This is a genomic window from Stenotrophomonas maltophilia (assembly GCF_004920835.1).
GTDB classification, from domain to species: Bacteria; Pseudomonadota; Gammaproteobacteria; order Xanthomonadales; family Xanthomonadaceae; genus Stenotrophomonas; species Stenotrophomonas maltophilia_AQ.
In genome coordinates this window covers 241,595-260,765 of record NZ_QFHO01000001.1, presented here as the reverse complement: position 1 = coordinate 260,765, position 19,171 = coordinate 241,595, and the positions used below count along the sequence as shown (strand labels likewise).

Annotated in this window: 21 protein-coding genes; 15 read left to right on the top strand and 6 right to left on the bottom strand. The window is 67.2% G+C overall.

Annotated elements, in window-relative coordinates; all coding sequences use genetic code 11:
• Positions 1-3 precede the first annotated feature (3 nt).
• Together modB and DI041_RS01120 are read left to right on the top strand one after the other, a co-directional pair.
• Positions 4-687: a molybdate ABC transporter permease subunit gene (gene modB, locus DI041_RS01125; protein WP_049459011.1), complete on the top strand. Its 684-nt coding sequence runs from the start codon at positions 4-6 to the stop codon at positions 685-687.
• Complete coding sequence (locus DI041_RS01120) at positions 677-1,345, top strand: sulfate/molybdate ABC transporter ATP-binding protein (RefSeq protein WP_136637900.1); 669 nt, start codon at positions 677-679, stop codon at positions 1,343-1,345. Before modB ends, DI041_RS01120 begins: the two co-directional genes overlap by 11 nt.
• A gap of 138 nt (positions 1,346-1,483) precedes the next feature.
• Here DI041_RS01120 and DI041_RS01115 read toward each other — a convergent pair whose 3' ends face one another.
• The 6 genes from DI041_RS01115 to DI041_RS01090 all read right to left on the bottom strand — a co-directional run bounded on the left by DI041_RS01115 (position 1,484) and on the right by DI041_RS01090 (position 6,271).
• Positions 1,484-3,013, bottom strand: a complete 1,530-nt coding sequence (locus DI041_RS01115; RefSeq protein ID WP_136637901.1) for a diflavin oxidoreductase — start codon at positions 3,011-3,013, stop codon at positions 1,484-1,486.
• Complete coding sequence (locus DI041_RS01110; protein WP_005409905.1) at positions 3,010-3,438, bottom strand: PAS domain-containing protein; 429 nt, start codon at positions 3,436-3,438, stop codon at positions 3,010-3,012. Before DI041_RS01110 ends, DI041_RS01115 begins: the two co-directional genes overlap by 4 nt.
• 134 nt (positions 3,439-3,572) lie before the next feature.
• Entirely contained in the window at positions 3,573-4,046 is a 474-nt protein-coding gene (locus DI041_RS01105) for a hypothetical protein (RefSeq protein ID WP_046986200.1), read from the bottom strand.
• 380 nt (positions 4,047-4,426) lie between these two features.
• Entirely contained in the window at positions 4,427-5,008 is a 582-nt protein-coding gene (locus DI041_RS01100) for a hypothetical protein (protein WP_136637902.1), read from the bottom strand.
• Between the two features lie 220 nt (positions 5,009-5,228).
• On the bottom strand, positions 5,229-5,543 hold the full coding sequence (locus tag DI041_RS01095) for an AzlD family protein (RefSeq protein ID WP_005409898.1): 315 nt from the start codon (positions 5,541-5,543) through the stop codon (positions 5,229-5,231).
• Positions 5,540-6,271, bottom strand: a complete 732-nt coding sequence (locus DI041_RS01090; RefSeq protein ID WP_136637903.1) for an AzlC family ABC transporter permease — start codon at positions 6,269-6,271, stop codon at positions 5,540-5,542. Before DI041_RS01090 ends, DI041_RS01095 begins: the two co-directional genes overlap by 4 nt.
• 127 nt (positions 6,272-6,398) lie before the next feature.
• On the opposite strand from DI041_RS01090, the gene DI041_RS01085 reads away from it, so the two are divergent.
• From DI041_RS01085 to gspF, 13 genes are all read left to right on the top strand, one after another.
• Positions 6,399-6,863: an Lrp/AsnC family transcriptional regulator gene (locus DI041_RS01085; RefSeq protein ID WP_005409896.1), complete on the top strand. Its 465-nt coding sequence runs from the start codon at positions 6,399-6,401 to the stop codon at positions 6,861-6,863.
• 564 nt (positions 6,864-7,427) lie between these two features.
• Positions 7,428-8,108, top strand: a complete 681-nt coding sequence (locus DI041_RS01080; RefSeq protein ID WP_136637904.1) for an STN domain-containing protein — start codon at positions 7,428-7,430, stop codon at positions 8,106-8,108.
• Between the two features lie 16 nt (positions 8,109-8,124).
• Complete coding sequence (locus tag DI041_RS01075; RefSeq protein WP_006370838.1) at positions 8,125-8,655, top strand: RNA polymerase sigma factor; 531 nt, start codon at positions 8,125-8,127, stop codon at positions 8,653-8,655.
• Between the two features lie 69 nt (positions 8,656-8,724).
• Positions 8,725-9,705: a FecR family protein gene (locus DI041_RS01070; protein WP_136637905.1), complete on the top strand. Its 981-nt coding sequence runs from the start codon at positions 8,725-8,727 to the stop codon at positions 9,703-9,705.
• A 58-nt stretch (positions 9,706-9,763) separates the two neighbouring features.
• Positions 9,764-10,315, top strand: a complete 552-nt coding sequence (locus tag DI041_RS01065; protein WP_136637906.1) for a hypothetical protein — start codon at positions 9,764-9,766, stop codon at positions 10,313-10,315.
• Between the two features lie 120 nt (positions 10,316-10,435).
• Positions 10,436-11,020 carry a hypothetical protein gene (locus DI041_RS01060; RefSeq protein WP_136637907.1) on the top strand — a complete coding sequence of 195 codons (585 nt, stop codon included), beginning with the start codon at positions 10,436-10,438 and terminating at the stop codon, positions 11,018-11,020.
• Between the two features lie 57 nt (positions 11,021-11,077).
• On the top strand, positions 11,078-11,515 hold the full coding sequence (gene gspG / locus DI041_RS01055) for a type II secretion system major pseudopilin GspG (protein ID WP_136637908.1): 438 nt from the start codon (positions 11,078-11,080) through the stop codon (positions 11,513-11,515).
• 9 nt (positions 11,516-11,524) lie between these two features.
• Positions 11,525-12,430, top strand: coding sequence for a type II secretion system minor pseudopilin GspK (gene gspK / locus DI041_RS01050; protein ID WP_136637909.1), 906 nt, complete (start codon positions 11,525-11,527; stop codon positions 12,428-12,430).
• Positions 12,427-13,590 carry a type II secretion system protein GspL gene (gspL, locus tag DI041_RS01045; protein WP_136637910.1) on the top strand — a complete coding sequence of 388 codons (1,164 nt, stop codon included), beginning with the start codon at positions 12,427-12,429 and terminating at the stop codon, positions 13,588-13,590. Before gspK ends, gspL begins: the two co-directional genes overlap by 4 nt.
• Positions 13,587-14,114, top strand: a complete 528-nt coding sequence (gene gspM / locus DI041_RS01040; RefSeq protein WP_136637911.1) for a type II secretion system protein M — start codon at positions 13,587-13,589, stop codon at positions 14,112-14,114. Before gspL ends, gspM begins: the two co-directional genes overlap by 4 nt.
• Positions 14,111-16,492, top strand: a complete 2,382-nt coding sequence (gspD, locus tag DI041_RS01035; RefSeq protein WP_136637912.1) for a type II secretion system secretin GspD — start codon at positions 14,111-14,113, stop codon at positions 16,490-16,492. The genes gspM and gspD overlap by 4 nt, the downstream gene beginning before the upstream one ends.
• Positions 16,489-17,922: a type II secretion system ATPase GspE gene (gspE, locus tag DI041_RS01030; protein ID WP_136637913.1), complete on the top strand. Its 1,434-nt coding sequence runs from the start codon at positions 16,489-16,491 to the stop codon at positions 17,920-17,922. The genes gspD and gspE overlap by 4 nt, the downstream gene beginning before the upstream one ends.
• A gap of 7 nt (positions 17,923-17,929) precedes the next feature.
• A complete protein-coding gene (gene gspF, locus DI041_RS01025) occupies positions 17,930-19,129 on the top strand; it encodes a type II secretion system inner membrane protein GspF (protein WP_107379712.1) in 1,200 nt (399 codons plus the stop codon).
• Positions 19,130-19,171 lie beyond the last annotated feature (42 nt).

The window sequence follows — 19,171 nt, the reverse complement described above, 5'->3', positions numbered from 1 at the left end:
GGCATGGATCTCGACTGGAGCGCGCTGGGGTTGTCGCTGAAGGTGGCCGGCTGGGCCACCGCGATCAATCTTGTAGTGGGCGTGGCGCTGGGCGCACTACTGGCGCGGCGGCGCTTTCCCGGCCGCGAGCTGCTGGATTCGCTGCTGACCTTGCCGATGGTGTTGCCGCCAACAGTGCTGGGCTATTACCTGCTGGTGCTGATCGGCCGTAACGGACCGATCGGCGCCTGGCTGCAGTCGTGGTTTGGCATCAACCTGGTGTTTACCTGGCAGGCTGCAGTGATCGCCGCCGCAGTGGCCTCGCTGCCGCTGGTGTTCAAGCCGGCACGCGCGGCGTTCGAGGAAGTGGACGGACAGCTGGAACAGGCCGCACGCACGCTCGGTGTGTCCGAAGCGGCGGTGTTCTTCCGCATCACGCTGCCGCTGGCCTGGCGCGGCATCCTCGCCGGCCTGCTGCTGGCGTTTGCCCGTGCGATGGGTGAGTTCGGTGCCACGCTGATGGTGGCCGGCAGCATTCCGGGCCGCACGCAGACGCTGTCGATCGCCATCTACGAAGCGGTGCAGGCCGGTCAGGACGGCAAGGCCAATGCGCTGGTGATCCTGACCTCGGTGGTGTGCATCGTGATCCTGCTGCTGGCCGCACGGCTGGTGGGCGGGCGTCGCCGGGAGCTGCGTGATGTGGCTTGACCTGCAGGTGCAGCGTCGGCTGCAGGCGGCCGGCCAGGATTTCGTGTTGGACGTATCGCTGCAGTGCACGCAGCGGCAGGTGGTGCTGTTCGGGCCCTCGGGCGCGGGCAAGAGCCTGACGCTGAAGGCGGTGGCCGGGCTGCTGCGGCCGGGGCAGGGCCATGTGCGCCTGCAGGGGCAGACCCTGTTCGATGCGGCCACCGGCGTGGATCTGCCGCCGCAGCGCCGCCGGTTGGGTTATGTCTTCCAGGATTACGCGTTGTTCCCGCACCTGAGCGTGCGCCAGAACGTGGCGTTCGGATTGCAGAAGGGGTGGTTGAATCCGCGGACTGGCCAGCGCTTCGATGCGGTGGAGCAGTGGTTGCACGCATTCCGCATCGACACGGTGGGCGATCTGCTGCCCTCGCAGGTATCCGGTGGACAGCGCCAGCGTACCGCGCTTGCACGCGCCTTGGTGACGCAGCCGCAGGCACTGCTGCTCGATGAGCCGTTCTCCGCGCTGGACCATGATCTTCGCCAGCACCTGCGGCAGGAACTTGAGACGGTACTGGACAAAACCGGCATTCCGCTGCTGTTGATCAGCCACGACCCGCAGGATGTGGCCATGTTCGGCCAGCAGGTGGCACGCGTCGTCGACGGCCGCATCGTCGGCGATTGATCCGTGATGGACGCACGGGCGATGGTTGTCTACAGCTGATGGTAGTGCCGGCCGCTGGCCGGCACCCATGGAATCCAGAGCAGCCGGCCAGCGGCCGGCTCTATCGAGCCGAGGTCCATGCAGTCCAGTGGTTGTGGATCAATACAACTCACAGTGCGTGCGGCCTTCGCCCCGCAGCGTGTCCCAGTGCCCCTCGCCACCGATCGCATCGATGGCCTCGCGCACCGCACCTTCCAGGTGGCTCTTGTTGCCGCACAGGTACAGATGCCCGCCACGGGCCAGCACATCGCGCACTTCGTCGGCGCGCTGCTGCAGCACATGCTGCACATAGACCTTTTCGGCGCCATCGCGCGAGAACGCGGTATGCAGGCCGGCCAGCACACCGCGCGCGCGCCAGTCCTGCAGCTGTTCGCGGTACAGGTAATCGTGCTGGCTGTGCTTCTCGCCGAACACGAGGTGCACCTCGCGTTCGCAGGCGTTGGCCTGCAGTTCCTGCATCAGGCCCATCAACGGTGCGATGCCGGTGCCGGTGCCGACCAGCAGCAGCGGTGCATCGCCCGCGTCGGTCAGATGGAAGCCGGGATTGGAACGGCAGTACACCCGAGCGGTATCGCCGCCGTGCAGCAGACTGCCGGTGGCAGTGCCGAAGCGCTCGCGACCGCGCAGGGTGTAGCGCACTTCGCGCACGCACAGGCTCAGCTGGTCGTGATACGGGTGCGAGGCGATGGAATAGGAACGCGGCAGGCGTGGTGACAGCAGCTCGCGAAGGCGGGCCAGCGGGATGCTGTCGGGGGTGGCGTGGTCCTGCAGTATGTCCAGCAGGTCCAGGCCGTGCAGGTAGGCTTCCAGCTCGCGCTTCTGGCTGACCTTCAACAGGCCCTTCAGTACGTCGCTGCCACCGAGCTTGGCCAGTTCGCGCAGCACGCCCTTGCTCAGCAGGCGCAGCTCCCGATCATGCAGCGCAGCCACAGCGGCGGTGTCGCCGTACCAGGTGGCCAATGCCTGCAGCAGGGCAGGGTCGTTCTCGGGTACCACGTGCAGGGTGTCGCCGGCGCGGTAGGCCATGCCACTGCCGGCAATGTCCAGTTGCAGGTGCCAGGCAGCCGGATCGCTGCTGTTCAAGCGGCGGCGTTCGAGAATGGGGGCGGCAAAGGCATTGTCTTCGCCATAGGCAGTGACCTGCAGGTGCAGGTCCTGGCCAGCGTTCGCGTCGCCATCCAGCACCTGGCCCAGCACCGGCCGCCATTGCTGGAAGAACTGCTCGTAGCCCAGGTCGGCATCCACGCGGTGCAGCAGCGGCTGCGCCTGGCGATCGCTCAGCGCGGCATCCAGCGCCTTGGTGAAGCCGCAGAAGCTGGGGTAGCCGGTGTCACCGAGGCCGAACACCGCATAGCGCAGGCCGCTCAGTGTCGGAGTCTGGCGCAGGGTTTCAAAGAACTGTTCGCCGTTGGCCGGCGGTTCGCCGTCACCGAACGAGCTGGAGATCGCCAGCAGCACATCGCCGTGGCCGAGGCTGGCCACGTCGATATCGTTGAACGGGAGCACCTGCGGCGCGTGCGGCTGCAGGTCCGCGCCCAGGCGCTGGGCCAGGGCGCGGGCATTGCCCGACTCGGACGCGAAACCCACCAGCAGGCGGCTGAAGGGCGTACTGGTCGGGAGAGCGTTCACGCGGCCTCGTAGAAGTCGTCGAACTTTTCCTTGCTGAACTCGACCAGGTCGTAGTTCTGCATCAGGTCGTTCACCACGCGGCGGATGCTGATGTACGAGGTGATGTTGCCGTCGGCGTCGAACAGCGGCTGCACGGTGGTGTCGACCACGTAGAGCACGCCACCCTTGCCAAGGTTGGGCACGATGCCGGTCCAGGTTTTGCCGGCTTTGATGGTGTCCCACATGTCCTTGTAGACCGCCTTGGGCACATCAGGATGGCGCACGATGCTGTGCGGCTGGCCGATAAGTTCCTCGCGCGCGAACCCGGTGAGCGTGCAGAACAGGTCGTTGGCGTAGGTGATGTTGCCCTGCAGGTCGGTGGTGGAGATCACCATGACGTTCTGCATGGCATTCAGCAGCTGGGCGTTGTCGGGGGTGTAGCTCATCGCAGGTCCTTTGGATGCCGGTGACGCCGGCGTATTGGGTTCCCGCATAGAGATACGCCCGCGCGGCGGCGGGCGGTTTGACATTGATCAAGCGGGTGGCGGGATGGCCTGCGACCGGGTGTCGCAGGGAGCGTTCACTGCTGCAGGGGAAAGCCGATCGTCTCGTGGCAATGCCGCATCAGGTGGCGGCCTCCCTCATTGATGTGCAAGGTGTCCGCGTCACCGAAGAACTGCAGCAGCGCTCCCCCGGTCGTACTGCCTGCATGCGCGGAGCGCCTGGCTGCCGATGGCAGAAACGGATCAGCTCGCGGATCGTGTCCGCCAGGCAGATCCGCACGTGCAACGGCGCCTTCGATCATCAGCTGGGCGCATGCGCCTGCCAGATAGGCGTCTTGCTCCCGCTGCCCGCCGCGCCGATGCTGTCCTGCCAATGCGGTGGCGATATGCTGGAACTCATGGGCGGTGGTGGCGATCACGCGCCTGCGCAGCGAGTCGGTGTCGGGACCGGAGGGAAACCAGAAGCTGACCATCTGGCCCGGCGGCTCTGGTCCCGGCAGCTGTCGCCAGATGCCGCCTCCGTCACTTACGATCGTCAACTGATAGCGCATAGGCGTCCGTTCCTGCCCATTGGCCTGGAGCGGCAGTCCAGCGGATCGTGCGGCGGCATCGCAGAGCCGTGACGCCTGCATGGCCGAAAGCGCTCGATCTGCCCAGAGAACTCGAGTTGCGACGGATGACCACCCGCACTCGATGGACCGATTGGGGAACTCCGAGCTTTCCGGGCCGGGAAGCATCGACACTGTGCTGATCTTCAGATGTGAGGAAGGGCCTCGCAGCAGGGTGGCATACCCTCCATCGGTACTGACCAGGTTTCGGGGAGGCAGCTGGATGGATTGGCACGCACTTGTGGCCAGAAGGATTGCCGCCAGCCCAGCATAGAGCCCGAGGGGGAGGCCCGGTTGGGCACGCCTGGACTGACGGCGCTGCATCAGGGGGTCAGCCCGCATTGATACGGCGATGGATACTTCGTACAGACTTGAAAGTCCGAGACTGAGGCCGCCTTGGTGGCTCCGCCGTATCGTGAGGCCGCCGCGATGGTGTTTGGTCCAGGGGCTGCATTTACATCGAATGTTGCGAGGTCGTACCTCAACTCGGTCGCAGGACCGGACGAAGCTGCGGCCCATGCGTTCACTCCATCCGGATCGACAAGCCGGAGGATGGTTCCTGTTCGATGCCATTGGAACTGCTTGGCGGCGATGGTGGCTCCTTGCCGACCATCAAACAGCAGCAGGGTTACAGACCCATTGGCCGGGAAGGCTATGGATGAACCCGAGACGTCGATTTCGAACTGCGCGGCGTCTGGTACTTCTGATGTCGACGCCAGCAGAATCCGCTCGAACCAAGGTAGGCCGTCGCGTTCGCCTCCGCCGATCTTGCCTCCAATCCTGCCTTCCATCCGGCACTTCTTGGTTTCTTCGCACGATGCGCTCAACTGCCACTCCATTGGCCCGCAGCCAGTAGAGGTGAGGGTGATACCGACAGCTGCCACGATAAATCGTAGATTGCTCATTGGTATCCTCCATGTTGGACTTCGATTGACCGATCAGCTCAACCTGCTGTTTCGGCAGTCAATCCGTATCGGCTCAGGCTCGATCAGGCAATCAGAATTGTTTCAAATACCTCCAGTAGTTGGTTCGGAGCCACATTTGACGCGCCAGACAAATGCACAGGTCGTGCCAATGGCGACACTTGTGTCTCCAGCCGCACCACGTGGTGGAGGCGCTTCTGCGTCAGCCCATCAGATAGCGCAGCACACCCGCTGAGACCACGCCGATCAGTACTGTCGGCAGCATCGACAACCGCGTGGCGGCCAGCAGGGTGATCGCCAGCGCGGCGAGGTCAGCCGGCTTGTCGGCGACGAAGTCCGGGGCGATCACCGAGATCAGCACGCAGCCCGGCGCGGCTTCCATCACTGTCACCGCGCGCTTGCTCAACGTGCGGTTGCGCAGCGCGAGGAAGCCGACGATGCGGGTCAGGTAGGTGGCAGCGGCCATCAGCACGATGGTCAGCACCGAGGTCCAGTGGATCAGTCCGTTGAAGATCATGCCGCGTCCTCCGCCAGCAGCCAGGCTGCCGCCAGGCCGGCCAATGCGCCGCTGGCCACGTACCATGCGCCCGGGATCAGCAGGTAGGTGGCCGCGGCCACCACCAGGCTGACCAGCCACGGACGCGCCGCTTTCATGCCCTGCCACATGCCGCGCAGCAGCACCAGGAACACGGCGGGGAAGGCCATGTCGAAACCATAAGCGTGGATGTCGCCCAGCATCGGGCCGACGATCGCGCCGAGTGCCGTACAGGCCACCCAGACCGTGTACAGGCCGGCCGAGACGCCCAGGTAGTAGGAAAGGCTGAAGCCGAGCGCACGGCGGCGGGCGTCGGCCACGCCCATCGCCCAGCTTTCGTCGCACATGAAGAACAGGGCCGGCAGCACGCGGCGGCGCGGCAGGTGCTGCAGCAACGGGGCCAGGCTGGCGCCCATCAGCAGGTGGCGGCTGTTGACCAGCGCGGTGATCGCCACGATCAGCGCGATGTGCGGCGGCGAGCTCCACAGTTCGACGGCGGCGAATTCCGAGCCACCGGCGAAGTTGAGGCCGGTCATCAGCGGCACTTCCAGTGCGCTCAGGCCCTTCTGTGCGGCCTGGGCGCCGAGCACCAGGGCGAACGGAATGAAGCCGATCATCACCGGCACGGCAGCGCGAAGGCCGCGCAGGAATTCGGCACGCGGCGCGGTATCGCAGGTGTCGGGCAGGGGGAGGGTGGTACGGGCGTCCATGGAACGGCACAACGAGGTGGGGGTGGCCCATGCTAGCGGCCCAATCGCGAAATCGGGTTGCGTTGATGCCATCCGATTCGGGAATATTGAGATTCCATGCGGCCAAGGTCGCCAAAGGTGAAATCCAATGCAGTACCAGCTCGACAACCTCGATCGCCGCATCCTCGACGCCCTGCAGCGTGACGGCCGCCTGCAGAACCTGGAGCTGGCACGGCAGGTGGGCCTTTCGCCCTCGGCCTGCCTGCGCCGGGTGCGATTGCTGGAGGAGGGCGGCTACATCGACCGCTACGTGGCCTTGTTGAACGAGGCCAAGGTGGGCCGTGGTTTTACGGTGTTCGTGCGGGTGTGGCTGCGCGGACAGGACGAGGACACCACCAATCACTTCATCAACAGCATCAAGTCTTTCCCGGAAGTGCTTGAATGCCATCTGATGGCGGGTGACTGCGACTTCCTGCTGCGGGTGGCGGTGGCCGATCTTGATGCCTACCGGCAGTTCCAGATGCAGCACCTGAACCGGATTGCCGGGGTGCAGAACACCAAGACCGAGATTCCGATGCAGCGGATCAAGCAGACCACCCAGCTGCCGCTTTGAGGAATGGGTGGTTCCCGGCCGGGTTGCACCCGGCACCCGCGGTAGTGCCGGTCGCTGGCCGGCAACCTCAGAAGCAACAGCCGAAGCAACAGCGTGTATTCCGTGGGATGGCGGGGCGGGTCCGGTTGCAGGGGACGCCGTAAACCCCCAGGCCGGCCCAACCGCTGGCGGCTGGGCGTTCGGGCGCTTGCGAAGCAGTGCTTCGCAAGCAAAGCGCCCTCACCCATGGGGGCTTGGCCGCGGCATCCATGCCGCGGACACCCCTGCAACCGGACCCACCCCGCCTTCGACAGTTCCCCGCGATCTTTCGGGGTCGGATCCCGTTGCTGCGCAACGGGCTCTGACCCCAGGAGCAGATGAAGCAGATGAAAATGTCTGTTCAATTCATTGATGCCTGATGCGTGACTGGCTTCTTGGAGCCCGGCCCGACGTTGGTCGGAGGCAGCAGTCATCGCAATGACATCTGGCACCGGTACGGTTTGAGCCCGCTTGCTGGTCGCGCGCGGGCCGGGGTTCCGGTCGTGGCGCGCGTCCACTGCAGCTGCTGTCGCTGCCGAGGGTCATGTGTTCTACGTCAGGGGGCTGAATGGACACCATGCGGTCAGAACTTGGAAGGTGGCCATCGCCGCATGGCTGCTGCTGTCCTTTGCCGCTGCCGGGCACGACGGTGTTCATGCCTACGACATCCCTGCGCAGCCGCTGGAACAGGCGGTCGAACGCTTCAGTGTCATCAGTGGGTGGTCGGTGATGTACCCGGGTGACCTTGCCGCCGGGCGCAGCAGCCACGCGCTGAGGGCCAACCTGCCGCCACTCCCCGCGTTGCAGGCGCTGCTGCAGGACACCGGCATCGAGGCCGAGATGATCGGCGAGCAGCGCGTGGTGCTGCGCCGGGGCACGCCCTCGGTCGCCGAACCAGGTGTTGGCACCGGCCTTCCCGAGGCCGAGCGTCGGCGTCGCTATGGTGGGCTGCAGCAGCGCCTGCGTGCGGCGTTCTGTGACGACCCCGAGATCGCGCCCGGCCGCTACGCCGCGACGCTGCGCTTCCACGTCGACAGCGAAGGCCAGGTGCATGCGCCCGAGCTGCTCTCAGGCAGTGGCAGCGCCCGCCGCGATGCACGCCTGTTGCAGGCGTTGCAGGGCCTGGTGCTGGCGGCCGAGGCCGCTGCGCTGCCGCAGCCGGTAACGCTGCAGATCCGACCTTCCGGTACCGACCACGACTGTGGCCGGCGCTCGCCCCTTCCATGACTTCAAGGATTCGAACATGAGCAACGGTACGGCTGGGGCAGTAGACCTGATGGACCACCTTCTGGGGGCCTACGACGAGCTGAAGCGCCGTCTGGTGCGCAAGCTCGGCTCGGAAGAACTGGCCGGTGACGCGCTGCAGGACACCTGGATGCGTCTAAGTGCTCGTCGTGACCGGTTGGATGCGGTGCAGAACCCGGCGGCCTACCTGTTGCGCATGGCGATGAACACGGTGATTGATCGCCAGCGGGCCGATCATCGCCTGCTGAGCCTGGAAGAAGTGGATACGCTGATGGACATGGCCGACCCAGGCCCGGGCCCGGCACAGGCCGCCGAGCTCGAGTTCGCGCTGGAGGACATGGTTGGCCTGCTGCAGCGCATGCCCGAGCGCCGCCGTCGCATCCTGCTGGCGATCCGCGTTGATGGCCTGCAGCAGCGTGATGTGGCCGATCACCTCGGCGTGTCGCTGCGGCTGGTGCAGCGTGAACTGAAGGCGGCACAGGACTACCTGGCCGAGCGCAGCGGGCAGGGGCGCCAGGTGCGGTTCTGAGCGGCGGCATCCGTCTACACTTTGACGCCGAGCAGAACCCCGCAGCGTGCGGGTCCGGCATGAGCCCCCATGGATCCTGACGATCGCCCGCAACGCCCGCTGGATGCCGTCGAGCGTCAGGCCCACGCGTGGGTGGTGCGCCTGACCTCGGGCGAAGCCACCGCCGCCGACGGGCGCAGGTTCCGGGCGTGGTGCGAGGCCGATCCTCTCCATCGTGAAGCATTCGGCCGTGCGCGCCGGCAATGGGAGCAGGTGCGCCTGGCCGGCGAGCAGCTGCCCGCCGCTGCGCGCCAGCCAATTGCCGCGAGTCCGGCGCAGCGCTGGAGCCGTCGTGCCTTCCTCGGTGCAGCGATTGCCGCCCCGGCCAGTCTGGTAGTGGTGGCGGCGATCCGCCCACCGCTGGGGCTGTGGCCATCGGTGACGTCGATGGCGGCCGACTTCCATACCGGCACCGGTGAGCGGCTGCAGATCACGCCTTCGCCACAGCTGAAGATCGAGCTGGACACCCAGAGCAGCCTGCGCCGCCGTGCGGATGCGCAGGGCGAAGGCTTCGAGCTCGTACAGGGCCAGGCCGCGATCGAAACCCAGCCTGGCCTGCGCCTTGCATTGTTCGCTGGACCGGGCTGCGTGATCGCTGATGAAGGTGCGGTGCGCCTCGACGTACGCAACACCCATGGCCAGGTGCGGGTGACCTGCCTGCATGGCAGCGCCCGCATCGAGCATCCGCAGGGCCGGCTGCAGCTGCAGGCGGGCCAGCAGACCCAGTACGACGAGCGCCTCAGTGGCGTGGTGGCCGAGGCCGTGGCCTCGGACGTGAGCGCCTGGACCGAAGGCATGCTGGTGTTTCGCCGCGCGCCGCTGCACGAGGTGGTGGACGAGATCAACCGCTATCGCCGTGGCAAGGTAATACTGGGCGAATCAGCATTGGCCCGCGCGCCGGTCAGCGGCCGCTTCCGCATCGATGATCCCGATGCAGCGCTGGAGCAGCTGCGACTGACGATGTCACTGGATCTGCGTCGCTTTCCGGGTGGCATTGCCGTCCTTGGTTAGATGAAGACGCTGCCCGTGCGCGCCGCGCGGGGCTGTTGCAAGCAAGGAGAAGCCAAGGATGCGCAACGAGACCATCGGTGTGCTGGATCTGCGTCGCAACCTGTCGGCGTTGCTGGAAACCACGCAGCGGCGGCCGTTGATGGTGCATCGCTATGGATCGCCCTGGGTGTGCGTGGTGTCCGATGCGCACTGGCAACAACAAGCAGTGCTGCTGGAGTTCGATCCGCAGTCCCACCCGTTGGCGATGCTGCTGCGCCTGCAACAGCAGGCTGTGCCCTTGCCCGAAAGTGGCGTGTTGCCGCCGGCGGCGATCGCCCGTGCGCTGCTGCTGGCGCACATGCATGGCATCGATGATCTTCCGCAGCTGCACGAGCAGGTTCAGCAGCAGCGCCTGTGGCACTGGTTCGTGGCCGGCGGCCATGGCGTGATGGACGGCTGGCAGCTGCTAGCGCTGCGTGTCGCGATGGCGTCATGGCTGGATGACGCAGGCATGACCGATGTGCTGGCAGCGTTCGCGCAGCGCAGCGACGTGGCGGTGCTGGCGCGGCGATGCGGTGGCGACGCACCACGGCTGGACGGCGAAACCTGCAGGCGGATGACGTTGCTGTGACGCTGCGGATGAAGCGCCACCCAGTGCACAGAGATGCATTCGCGTTGTCGCTTCACCTGCCTTGTCGACGTCTTCTCCAGAGTACGACGCACCACGCGTCGCGGAGCACAGGCGGCGCTGATGGCAGACAGTCGCAGGATCAACATGCTGGAACTGGATCGCCACCTGAGCCAGTCGCTGGAACAGGCGCGGCATGCACCATTGAACGTGCAGCGCTACGGGCATTCATGGGTCTGGGTGCTGTCCAGCGACGCCTGGGCCGACGCCGCGCGCTGGGCTGCACTGGACAGTTCGTCGCATCCGCTGCTGGCATTGCGCAGGGCGCTCGACCCGCAACTGCGGCCCTGGCCCGAATGTGCGGCGGCGCTGCTGCCGCTTGAGGCCGGTGATGTACGCGTGCTGCAACGCGCGGCATTGCTGGTGGTGATGCGCGGCCTGAACAGCGCGCAGCGCGTGTACGACGACCTGCGCTACCACCAGGCCTACCGGCAGTTCATCGGCCTCGACCACGGCACGGCCTGGTCGCCGATGCAGTGCGTACGCCTGTTGCAGGCCTGCGCACATCCACTGCTGCGGGCCTGTATCGACGGCACGCTGGGCAGCCTTCCATCTCCGTTGCTTGAAGCGGCGTGTGCGCCAGCAGTACGTGCTGCACCGCTGCAGGCACAGCCGCAGCGAATAGCAGGCGGATGTTTATCGTACTGACACATGCACCGCTGACCATGGCGCAGCGGTCTCTTCCAGGATGATGAGGGCGGAACAATGGCAAGGCAGGTGGGTGGTCGCAGGGCTCGGCAGCAGGGTTTCAGCCTGATCGAGATCATGGTGGTGGTAGTGATCATCGGCATCCTTGCCGCATTGATCGTGCCGCGTTTGATGGATCGCCCGGACCAGGCGCGCGTGGTTGCGGCGCGCCAGGATATCGCCGCGCTGATGCAGGCCTTGAAGCTGTTCAAGCTGGACAATGGCCGCTACCCCAATGCCGAGCAGGGCCTGCAGGCACTGGTGAAGCCACCGCAGGGCAGCGGCACGATGCCGGTCACGCCGTACCTGGACCGGCTGCCGAATGATCCGTGGGGTCACCCGTACCAGTACCAGATTCCCGGCACCCATGGCGACATCGATGTGTTCTCGCTGGGTGCGGACAGCAAGCCCGGCGGTGACGCCGGGAACGCGGACGTCGGTTCCTGGCAGCTCTGAGGCGCGCCGATGGCAGCCCGGAAGTGTTCGGTTTCGTGCGCCCGCCAGCGTGGCATGGCGGTGATCGTGGCGATGCTGGTGGTGGCGTTGGTGGCCGTGATCGCTACCGCGCTGCTGACCCGGCAGTCGGCGCAGCTGCGCGCGCTGCGTGGCGACCAGCTGCGCGCCCAGGTGCGCATTGCCGTGGATGCCACGCTGGAGCGTGCCGCGCAGCAGCTGCGTGAGGACGTGCGGGAACAGTTGACCACGGTCCGCAACGGGCGCTGGGCGCGGCCATTGCAGCTGCAGGCGCCGTTGCCAGTGCAGCTGCAGCTGGTCGATGCGCAGTCCATGTTCAACCTGCGCAACCTGCTGGCCTACGGCAAGCCGGACCCGGAAGCGCGGCGCGCGTTCATCGCGTTGTGCTCCGGACAGGGCCTGGGGCAGGGTGTCTGTGCGTCGGCGGCGGACCACATCCAGGCGCGCCTGCGCGATGGCGATGTCCAGGCGCAGGCCCCGCTGCCGCGTGAATCACTGATCGAGCAGGCCTTCGCGGGTTCCGATCCAGTGGCCGTACAGGCGTTGGCACGGCGCACCGTGGTGTTGCCTGCGCAGACCCTGGTCAACGCCAATACCAGTGATCTCAGCGTCCTGCAGGCGGTCGTACCCAGTGTCGAGCCAGGGCGCCTGCAGGCGCTGCTCGGTGAGCGCGATGGTGGCCATTGGCTGCTCAACCGCGGCGACATCGCCAATCGGCTTCAACTGAGCAACGCGCAGATGGCGGTGGTACCGCTTGGCATCCATAGCGAGTGGTTCCTCGCCGTCGGCCAGGTGCAGGCCGATGGCAGTGTGGTCGACTTCCGCGCGCTGATCTGGCGCGAGTATCGCGACGACAGTGTGCGCGTGCAGCGTGTGTGGACGAGGATCGGTGCATGAGCGTGCAGCTGAGGGTGCGCCTGCCGGCGCTGGAACGCCTGCGTGCCGACAGTGCGGTTGAGTGGGCGCAGTTGCACAAGGGTGTGGTGCTGGCCAAGGGCCGCGACGCATTGGCCGTGCTGGGTCAGCGTCATCCGCAGGCAGGGGTGCTGGCCTGCCTCGACCCGCAGGATCTGATCCTGCTGGAGCTGCAGCTGCCGCCGCTGTCGGGCCGCAGGCTGCAGGCCGCGCTGCAGGGTGAAGTGGAGGCGATGCTGCTGGATGACCTGCAGGAGGTCGCGCTGGCGCATGGTGCCCAGGCGGCCGATGGCAGCGTGCCGGTGGCCTGGCTCGGGCAGCAGGCGATCATGCAGGCGCAGCATCTGCTGGCGTCGTGCGGCCTGCAGCTGCAGGCGCTGTATCCGACGCCGCTGCTGCTGCCGTGGAAGGAGGCCCAGGCCACGCTGCAGGCCTGCGGCGAGCACCTGCTGGTGCGCAGCGGGCGCGATCGTGGCTTTGTGCAGTGGTGCGGTGGGCGCGACGTGGGGGCGGTGCTGCAGTCGCTCGCGGCGCGCCTGCAGCAATCCGGGGTGCAGGCCGTGCAATGGATCGACAGCGTGCCGTCGGCGTGGCCGGAGAGTCTGCCGGCAACCGTGGTCGCACATGAACTGCAGGCGTGCGGCCCCCTGCCAGCGTGGTCGTTGCCACTGCCGGGTCGCAGCAGGCAGGCACCGCGGTTGGCAATCGGCCTGGCAGTGGCGGCGCTGGTGCTGGCGGCGCTGGGCCTGCAGCTGCAGGTCTCGCGCTGGCGCAGCGAGGGCGAGGCGCTGCAGCAGGACATGGCGCGGCAGTTCAGTGCGCGCTTCCCGGAGATCACCGATGTGGTGGACCCGGTACTACAGGCGCGGCGCGCGCTGGCGGTGCCGTTGCCGGCGCCGCCGTTGCCACCGGTGCAGCGGCAGGTTGCCACCACTCTGCAGGCAGTGCCCGAGCTGGGTGGTCAGGTGCGTGGTCTGCGTTACACGCCGGGCCAGCTGGAACTGGAGCTGGATGACAACGCACGGATATTGGCCGATGACGCACAACGGCTGGAGCAATGGCAGCAGGCCGTACAGGCGCAGGGTCTGCAACTGGTGCGGGACGCGGGCGGACGCCTGCGCGTGAGCGGGGGCGGGCAGTGACTGCCAGGACGCTGCGCCTGGGCGAAGGTCTGGCCGGCCTGCAGCAGCGCTGGCAGCGCCTGCCGCCGCGCGACCGGCTGATGCTGTGGGTGATGGTGGTGGCGCTGCTGGCGGCGGGTCTGTGGATGTTGTGGCTGGAGCCACTGCTGAAGCAGCGCACGCATTGGCAGGCCGAACTGCCACGGCTGCAGGCGCAGGCGCGCGTATTGGCGCCGCTGCTGCATGCCCGCGAACGCCAGCAACTGGCGCAGGGGCATCAGCCGACGCTGGCTGGGCTGCGCGGACAGATCAAGACCGCCGGCCTTGCCGACGGACTGCATATCGACGCACGCGACGGGCGCTGGCACCTGCAGGTGCAGGCGGTGCCCGCTGACGCGCTGTGGAACTGGCTGCTGCCCGTGCTGGCCGATCCGGCCATCGAACTGCAGCAGCTGCAATTGACACGCACAGGGGACGCGAACATGCCGGCGGCACGGATTTCCGGAGACATCGTGATGGTACCCACCGTGGGTGACCATCCATGAGGGTGATGCACAGCCTTGCCTGCAGCACCGCGCTGGCCCTGGTGGTGGGCATGGCCCACGTTCCGGCGCCGGTGCTGGCGCAGGACGCCCGGGATGAGCCGGTGCAGTTGAATCTGGTGGAGACCGATATCGGTGGTGTACTGCGCATGGCGGCGCGCTTCACCGGTCGCCAGTTCCTGGTCGACCCGCGGGTGACCGGCAAGATGACCGTGGTCTCTGATGGCCCGGTCAGCCGTACCCAGGCGTACCAGTTGCTGCTGGGCGCACTGCGCATGCGTGGCTTTGCTGTGGTCGAGAACGGCGGTGTCAGCCGGGTGGTGCCGCAGGCCGACGCCAAGCTGCTCGGTGGCCGTGTGGGCGCCGGCGGGGCCGGCGGCGAGGTGGCCACGCGCACCTTCGCGCTGAGCTACGAGAATGCCGCCGCGCTGGTAGCGGTGCTGCGGCCGATGATCAGCCCGGACAATCCGATCACTGCCAACCCGGGCAACAACACCCTGGTGATCACCGACTACGCCGACAACCTGGAACGCATCGCGCGGGTGATTTCCAGCGTGGACACACCGGCAGGCATGGACACCGACGTGGTCAAGCTGCAGCAGGGCATCGCTGTCGACGTGGCGGCGATGGTCGCGCCGCTGCTGGATGCGCAGGGTGCCGAACCCAGCCAGAAGGTGGTGGTGATGGCCGACCCGCGCAGCAACAGCGTGCTGCTGCGCTCCAGCAGCCCCGGCCGTACCCGCCTGGCGCGGCAGCTGGTGGAGAAGCTGGACAAGGCGCAGGACGAGTCCGGCAATCTGCATGTGGTCTACCTGCGCAATGCCCAGGCCAACCAGCTGGCCGGTGTGCTGCGCGGTGTGGTGGCCGGGCAGAGCGATGCACCGGCAATGGGCAGCAACGAAGGCGTCACGCCGCTGCCCGGCGACGCCAACCGCGCCACGCCGGCGCAGCCATCGCAGCCACAGCAGGCCAAGACCGGTGGCAATGCACTGGAATCACAACGGCTGGATCCGAATCGCCGTGATCCAATCGACGCTGGCAGTACCGGTTTCAGCCAGAACGGCATCTCGGTGCAGGCCGACGTGGCGACCAACACGCTGCTGATCTCGGCGCCCGAGCCGGTGTACCGCAACCTGCGGCGGGTGATCGACCAGCTCGACCAGCGCCGTGCACAGGTGCTGGTGGAAAGCCTGATCGTGGAAGTCAACCAGACCGACGCGGCCGAGCTGGGCGTGCAGTGGATGTTGGGTAATGGCCGCACCTTCGGCGGCACCCATTTCGGTGGTACAACCGGCGGCAGCGGCCTGAACACCGCCGCGCGCACCACTCTGGACGTGCTGCCCAAGGACGGCCTGAAGATCGGCGTGATCGACGGCACCATCAACCTGCCCGGCGTCGGTCAGATCCTCAACATGAAGGCGCTGGCCAACGCGCTGCAGAGCAAGGGCGGTGCCAACATCCTGTCCACGCCGAACCTGATGACGCTGGACAACGAAGCGGCCAGCATCATGGTCGGCCAGACCGTACCGTTTGTCAGCGGGCGCTACGTGACCGACGGTGGTGGCGGCAGCAACAACCCGTTCCAGACCATCGTGCGCGAGGACGTGGGCCTGAAGCTGCGGGTGCGCCCGCAGATCTCCGAGGGCGGCACGGTAAAGCTGGACATCTACCAGGAAGTCAGCAGCATCGACGCGCAGAGTGCGAACAGCACGGCCGGCATCATCACCAACAAACGCGCCCTGGATACCAGCGTGCTGCTGGACGATGGCCAGATCATGGTGCTCGGTGGGCTGCTGGAAGACAGCGTCAGTCATGGCCGTGATGCGGTGCCGGGCCTGGGCAAGATTCCAGTGCTGGGCGCACTGTTCCGCAGTGACACCCGCAAGCGCGCCAAGACCAACCTGATGGTGTTCCTGCGCCCGCACGTGGTGCGTGACCCGGCTGCCGGCCAGCGCCTGACCCGCGACCGCTACGACTACATGCGCAATGCACAGGCCGGCGCGCAGCCGGTGCAGAGCTGGGCATTGCCGGCGCTGTCGGCGCCGCAGCTGCCACCTCAGGACCTGTCTGTGCTCGGCCAGGGCAATGCGCGCGATGGACAGGGCCAGCCGCTGCAGAACACCAGCCTGGCGGCGTTGTATCCGGCCGGTGAGGGCGATGCCCAGCTGGTGCAGTTCGCACAGGGGCTGGACCCGGCGCGTGCCAGCCAGGGCGTGGCGCAGGTGCGTGCACTGGGCCTGCAGGCCTATGCCGAAGCGGCGCCCGGCGAGAGCGGGCAACGCCTGCGCGTGCGATTGCCACGCGATCCGGCGACGCTGGACCCGGCACTGCAGCAGCTGCGCGGGCTGGGCTACACGCCGGAACTGGTGATCGGGCCGTGAGCGCCGCCGCACCGCTGCCGTATGCCTGGGTGCGCAGCCATGGCGTGATGCTGTCCGAGGCCAGCGGCGAACCCGTGTTGCTGGGCACCGCCGAAACTGCGGCGTGGGCCGTGGCAGAACTGCGGCGCCGGCATGGTCCGCTGCCGTTCCAGGCGCTGGATGCTGCGACCTGGCAGCAGCGGTTGGGTGAGCAGTACCGTGATGGCGGCGATGCCGCTGCCGTGGTCGGGGCTGCTGAAAGTGAAGTGGATCTGGACCGGCTGATGCAGGACATGCCGGAGGTCACCGATCTGCTGGATGCGCAGGACGATGCACCGGTGATCCGCATGATCAACGCGCTGCTGGCACAGGCCGCACGCGATGGCGCCAGCGATCTGCACATCGAGCCGTTCGAGACCCACTCGGTGGTGCGCTACCGGGTGGACGGCACCCTGCGCGACATGGTGCAGCCGCGGCGCGCACTGCACGCGGCGCTGGTATCGCGCATCAAGATCATGGCCCACCTGGATATCGCCGAGAAGCGCCTGCCGCAGGACGGGCGCATCGCGATCCGCGTGGGTGGGCGGCCGCTGGACATCCGCGTCTCCACCGTGCCGACCGGGCATGGCGAGCGCGCCGTGCTGCGACTGCTGGAGAAGGATGCCGGGCGCCTGCAGCTGCAGCGCCTGGGCATGGCCGATGACACCCTGGCCACGTTCACCGGATTGATCCGGCAGCCGCACGGCATCGTGCTGGTCACCGGGCCGACCGGCAGCGGCAAGACCACCTCGCTGTACGCGGCGCTGGGCCAGCTCGACAGCAGCACCAGCAACATCCTCACCGTGGAAGACCCGGTGGAGTACGACTTCGCTGGTATCGGCCAGATCCAGGTCAACGCGCGCATCGGCATGAGTTTCGGTACCGCGTTGCGTGCGATCCTGCGCCAGGATCCGGACACCATCATGATCGGTGAGATCCGCGATCTCGAGACCGCGCAGATTGCCGTGCAGTCGTCGCTGACCGGCCATGGCGTACTGGCCTCCCTGCACACCAACGACGCGATCTCGGCGGTGACCCGCCTGGCCGACATGGGCGTGGAACCGTTCCTGCTGGCCTCGTCGCTGCGCGGCGTGCTGGCGCAGCGGCTGGTGCGGCGGCTGTGCACGCAGTGCCGGCGCGCCGAGGTGGACGACGAGGGCCGTACCGTGTGGCTTGCAGTGGGCTGCGCGGCCTGCGCCAACAGCGGCTATCGCGGGCGAACCGGTATCCACGAACTGTTCGTGGTCGATGACCGGGTACGCGCGTTGATCCATGAAGGGCAGGGTGAGCCCCCGCTGCGCGAGGCGGCACGGCGTGCCGGCATGCGCACGTTGCGGCAGGATGGCCAGCGCTGGGTCGACAGCGGGGTGACCACGCTGGAAGAGATCCTGCGCGTTACCGGCGACGATTGAGGCCTGCATGGCACTGTTCGACTACCAGGCTGCCAACGCGCAGGGCCGCATCGAGAAGGGGCAGTTGGATGCCGACAGCCCGCGCGGTGCGCGCCAGCTGTTGCGCGGGCGCGGGCTGACCCCTGTGCAGGTAAGCGCCGCGCGCAGTGCCGGCAGTGGCTGGGGCGCTCGCCGGCTGTCTGCCAGCGAGCTGGCCTGGGCTACGCGCCAGCTGGCCAGCCTGCTGGCAGCCAGCCTGCCGTTGGAAGGCGCATTGAGCGCGGTGATCGAGCAGGCCGAACGCCCCCATGTTGCGCAGGCGCTCACCGCGGTACGCGCCGACGTGCGCGCCGGCCAGCGCCTGACCGTGGCGCTGGCAGCGCGGCCACGCGATTTTCCGCCGATCTATCGGGCGCTGGTAGGAGCAGGCGAAGACTCCGGCGATCTGGCACGGGTGATGGAGCGCCTGGCCGACTACATCGAAGAACGCAATGCGCTGCAGGCCAAGGTACTGACCGCCTTCATCTATCCAGCGGCGATCAGCCTGGTATCGGTGGCGATCGTGATCTTCCTGCTCAGCTACGTGGTGCCGCAGGTCGTGACTGCGTTCGTACAGGCGCGGCAGACGCTGCCGATGCTCACGCAAGTGATGCTGGCCGCCAGCGCGTTCGTACGCAGCTGGGGCGTGTGGGCGGGGCTGGGCATCGCTGCGCTGGTGGTGGCCTGGCGGTTGGCCCTGCGCAAGCCCGAGCTGCGCCTGCGATGGGACGCGATGCTGCTGCGGGTGCCGATGGTCGGGCGCTTCGTGCTGGGCGTGAACAGTGCGCGCTTCGCCTCGACATTGGCGATCCTGCTGGATGCTGGCGTGCCGCTGCTGCGTGCGCTTGAAGCTGCCCGGCAGACCCTGGGCAATGCGTTGCTGGCGCGTTGTGCAGATGATGTGTCCGCGCGAGTGCGCGAAGGTGCCGCGCTTGGCTCTGCGCTGAAGGTGCAGAAGGTGTATCCGCCGATCCTGGTGCACCTGGTGGCCAGTGGCGAGAAGACCGGTTCGCTGGCGCCTCTGCTGGATCGCGCCGCGCAGACGATCTCGCGCGAGATCGAGCGTCGCGCGATGGCACTGACTGCGTTGCTGGAGCCGACGATGATCCTGGTGATGGGCGGCGTGGTGTTGACGATCGTGCTGGCGGTGCTGATGCCGATCATGGAAATGAACCAATTGGTGCAGTGATGCGCGACGCCCATCACGGGTAGCACCGGGCCATGCCCGGCG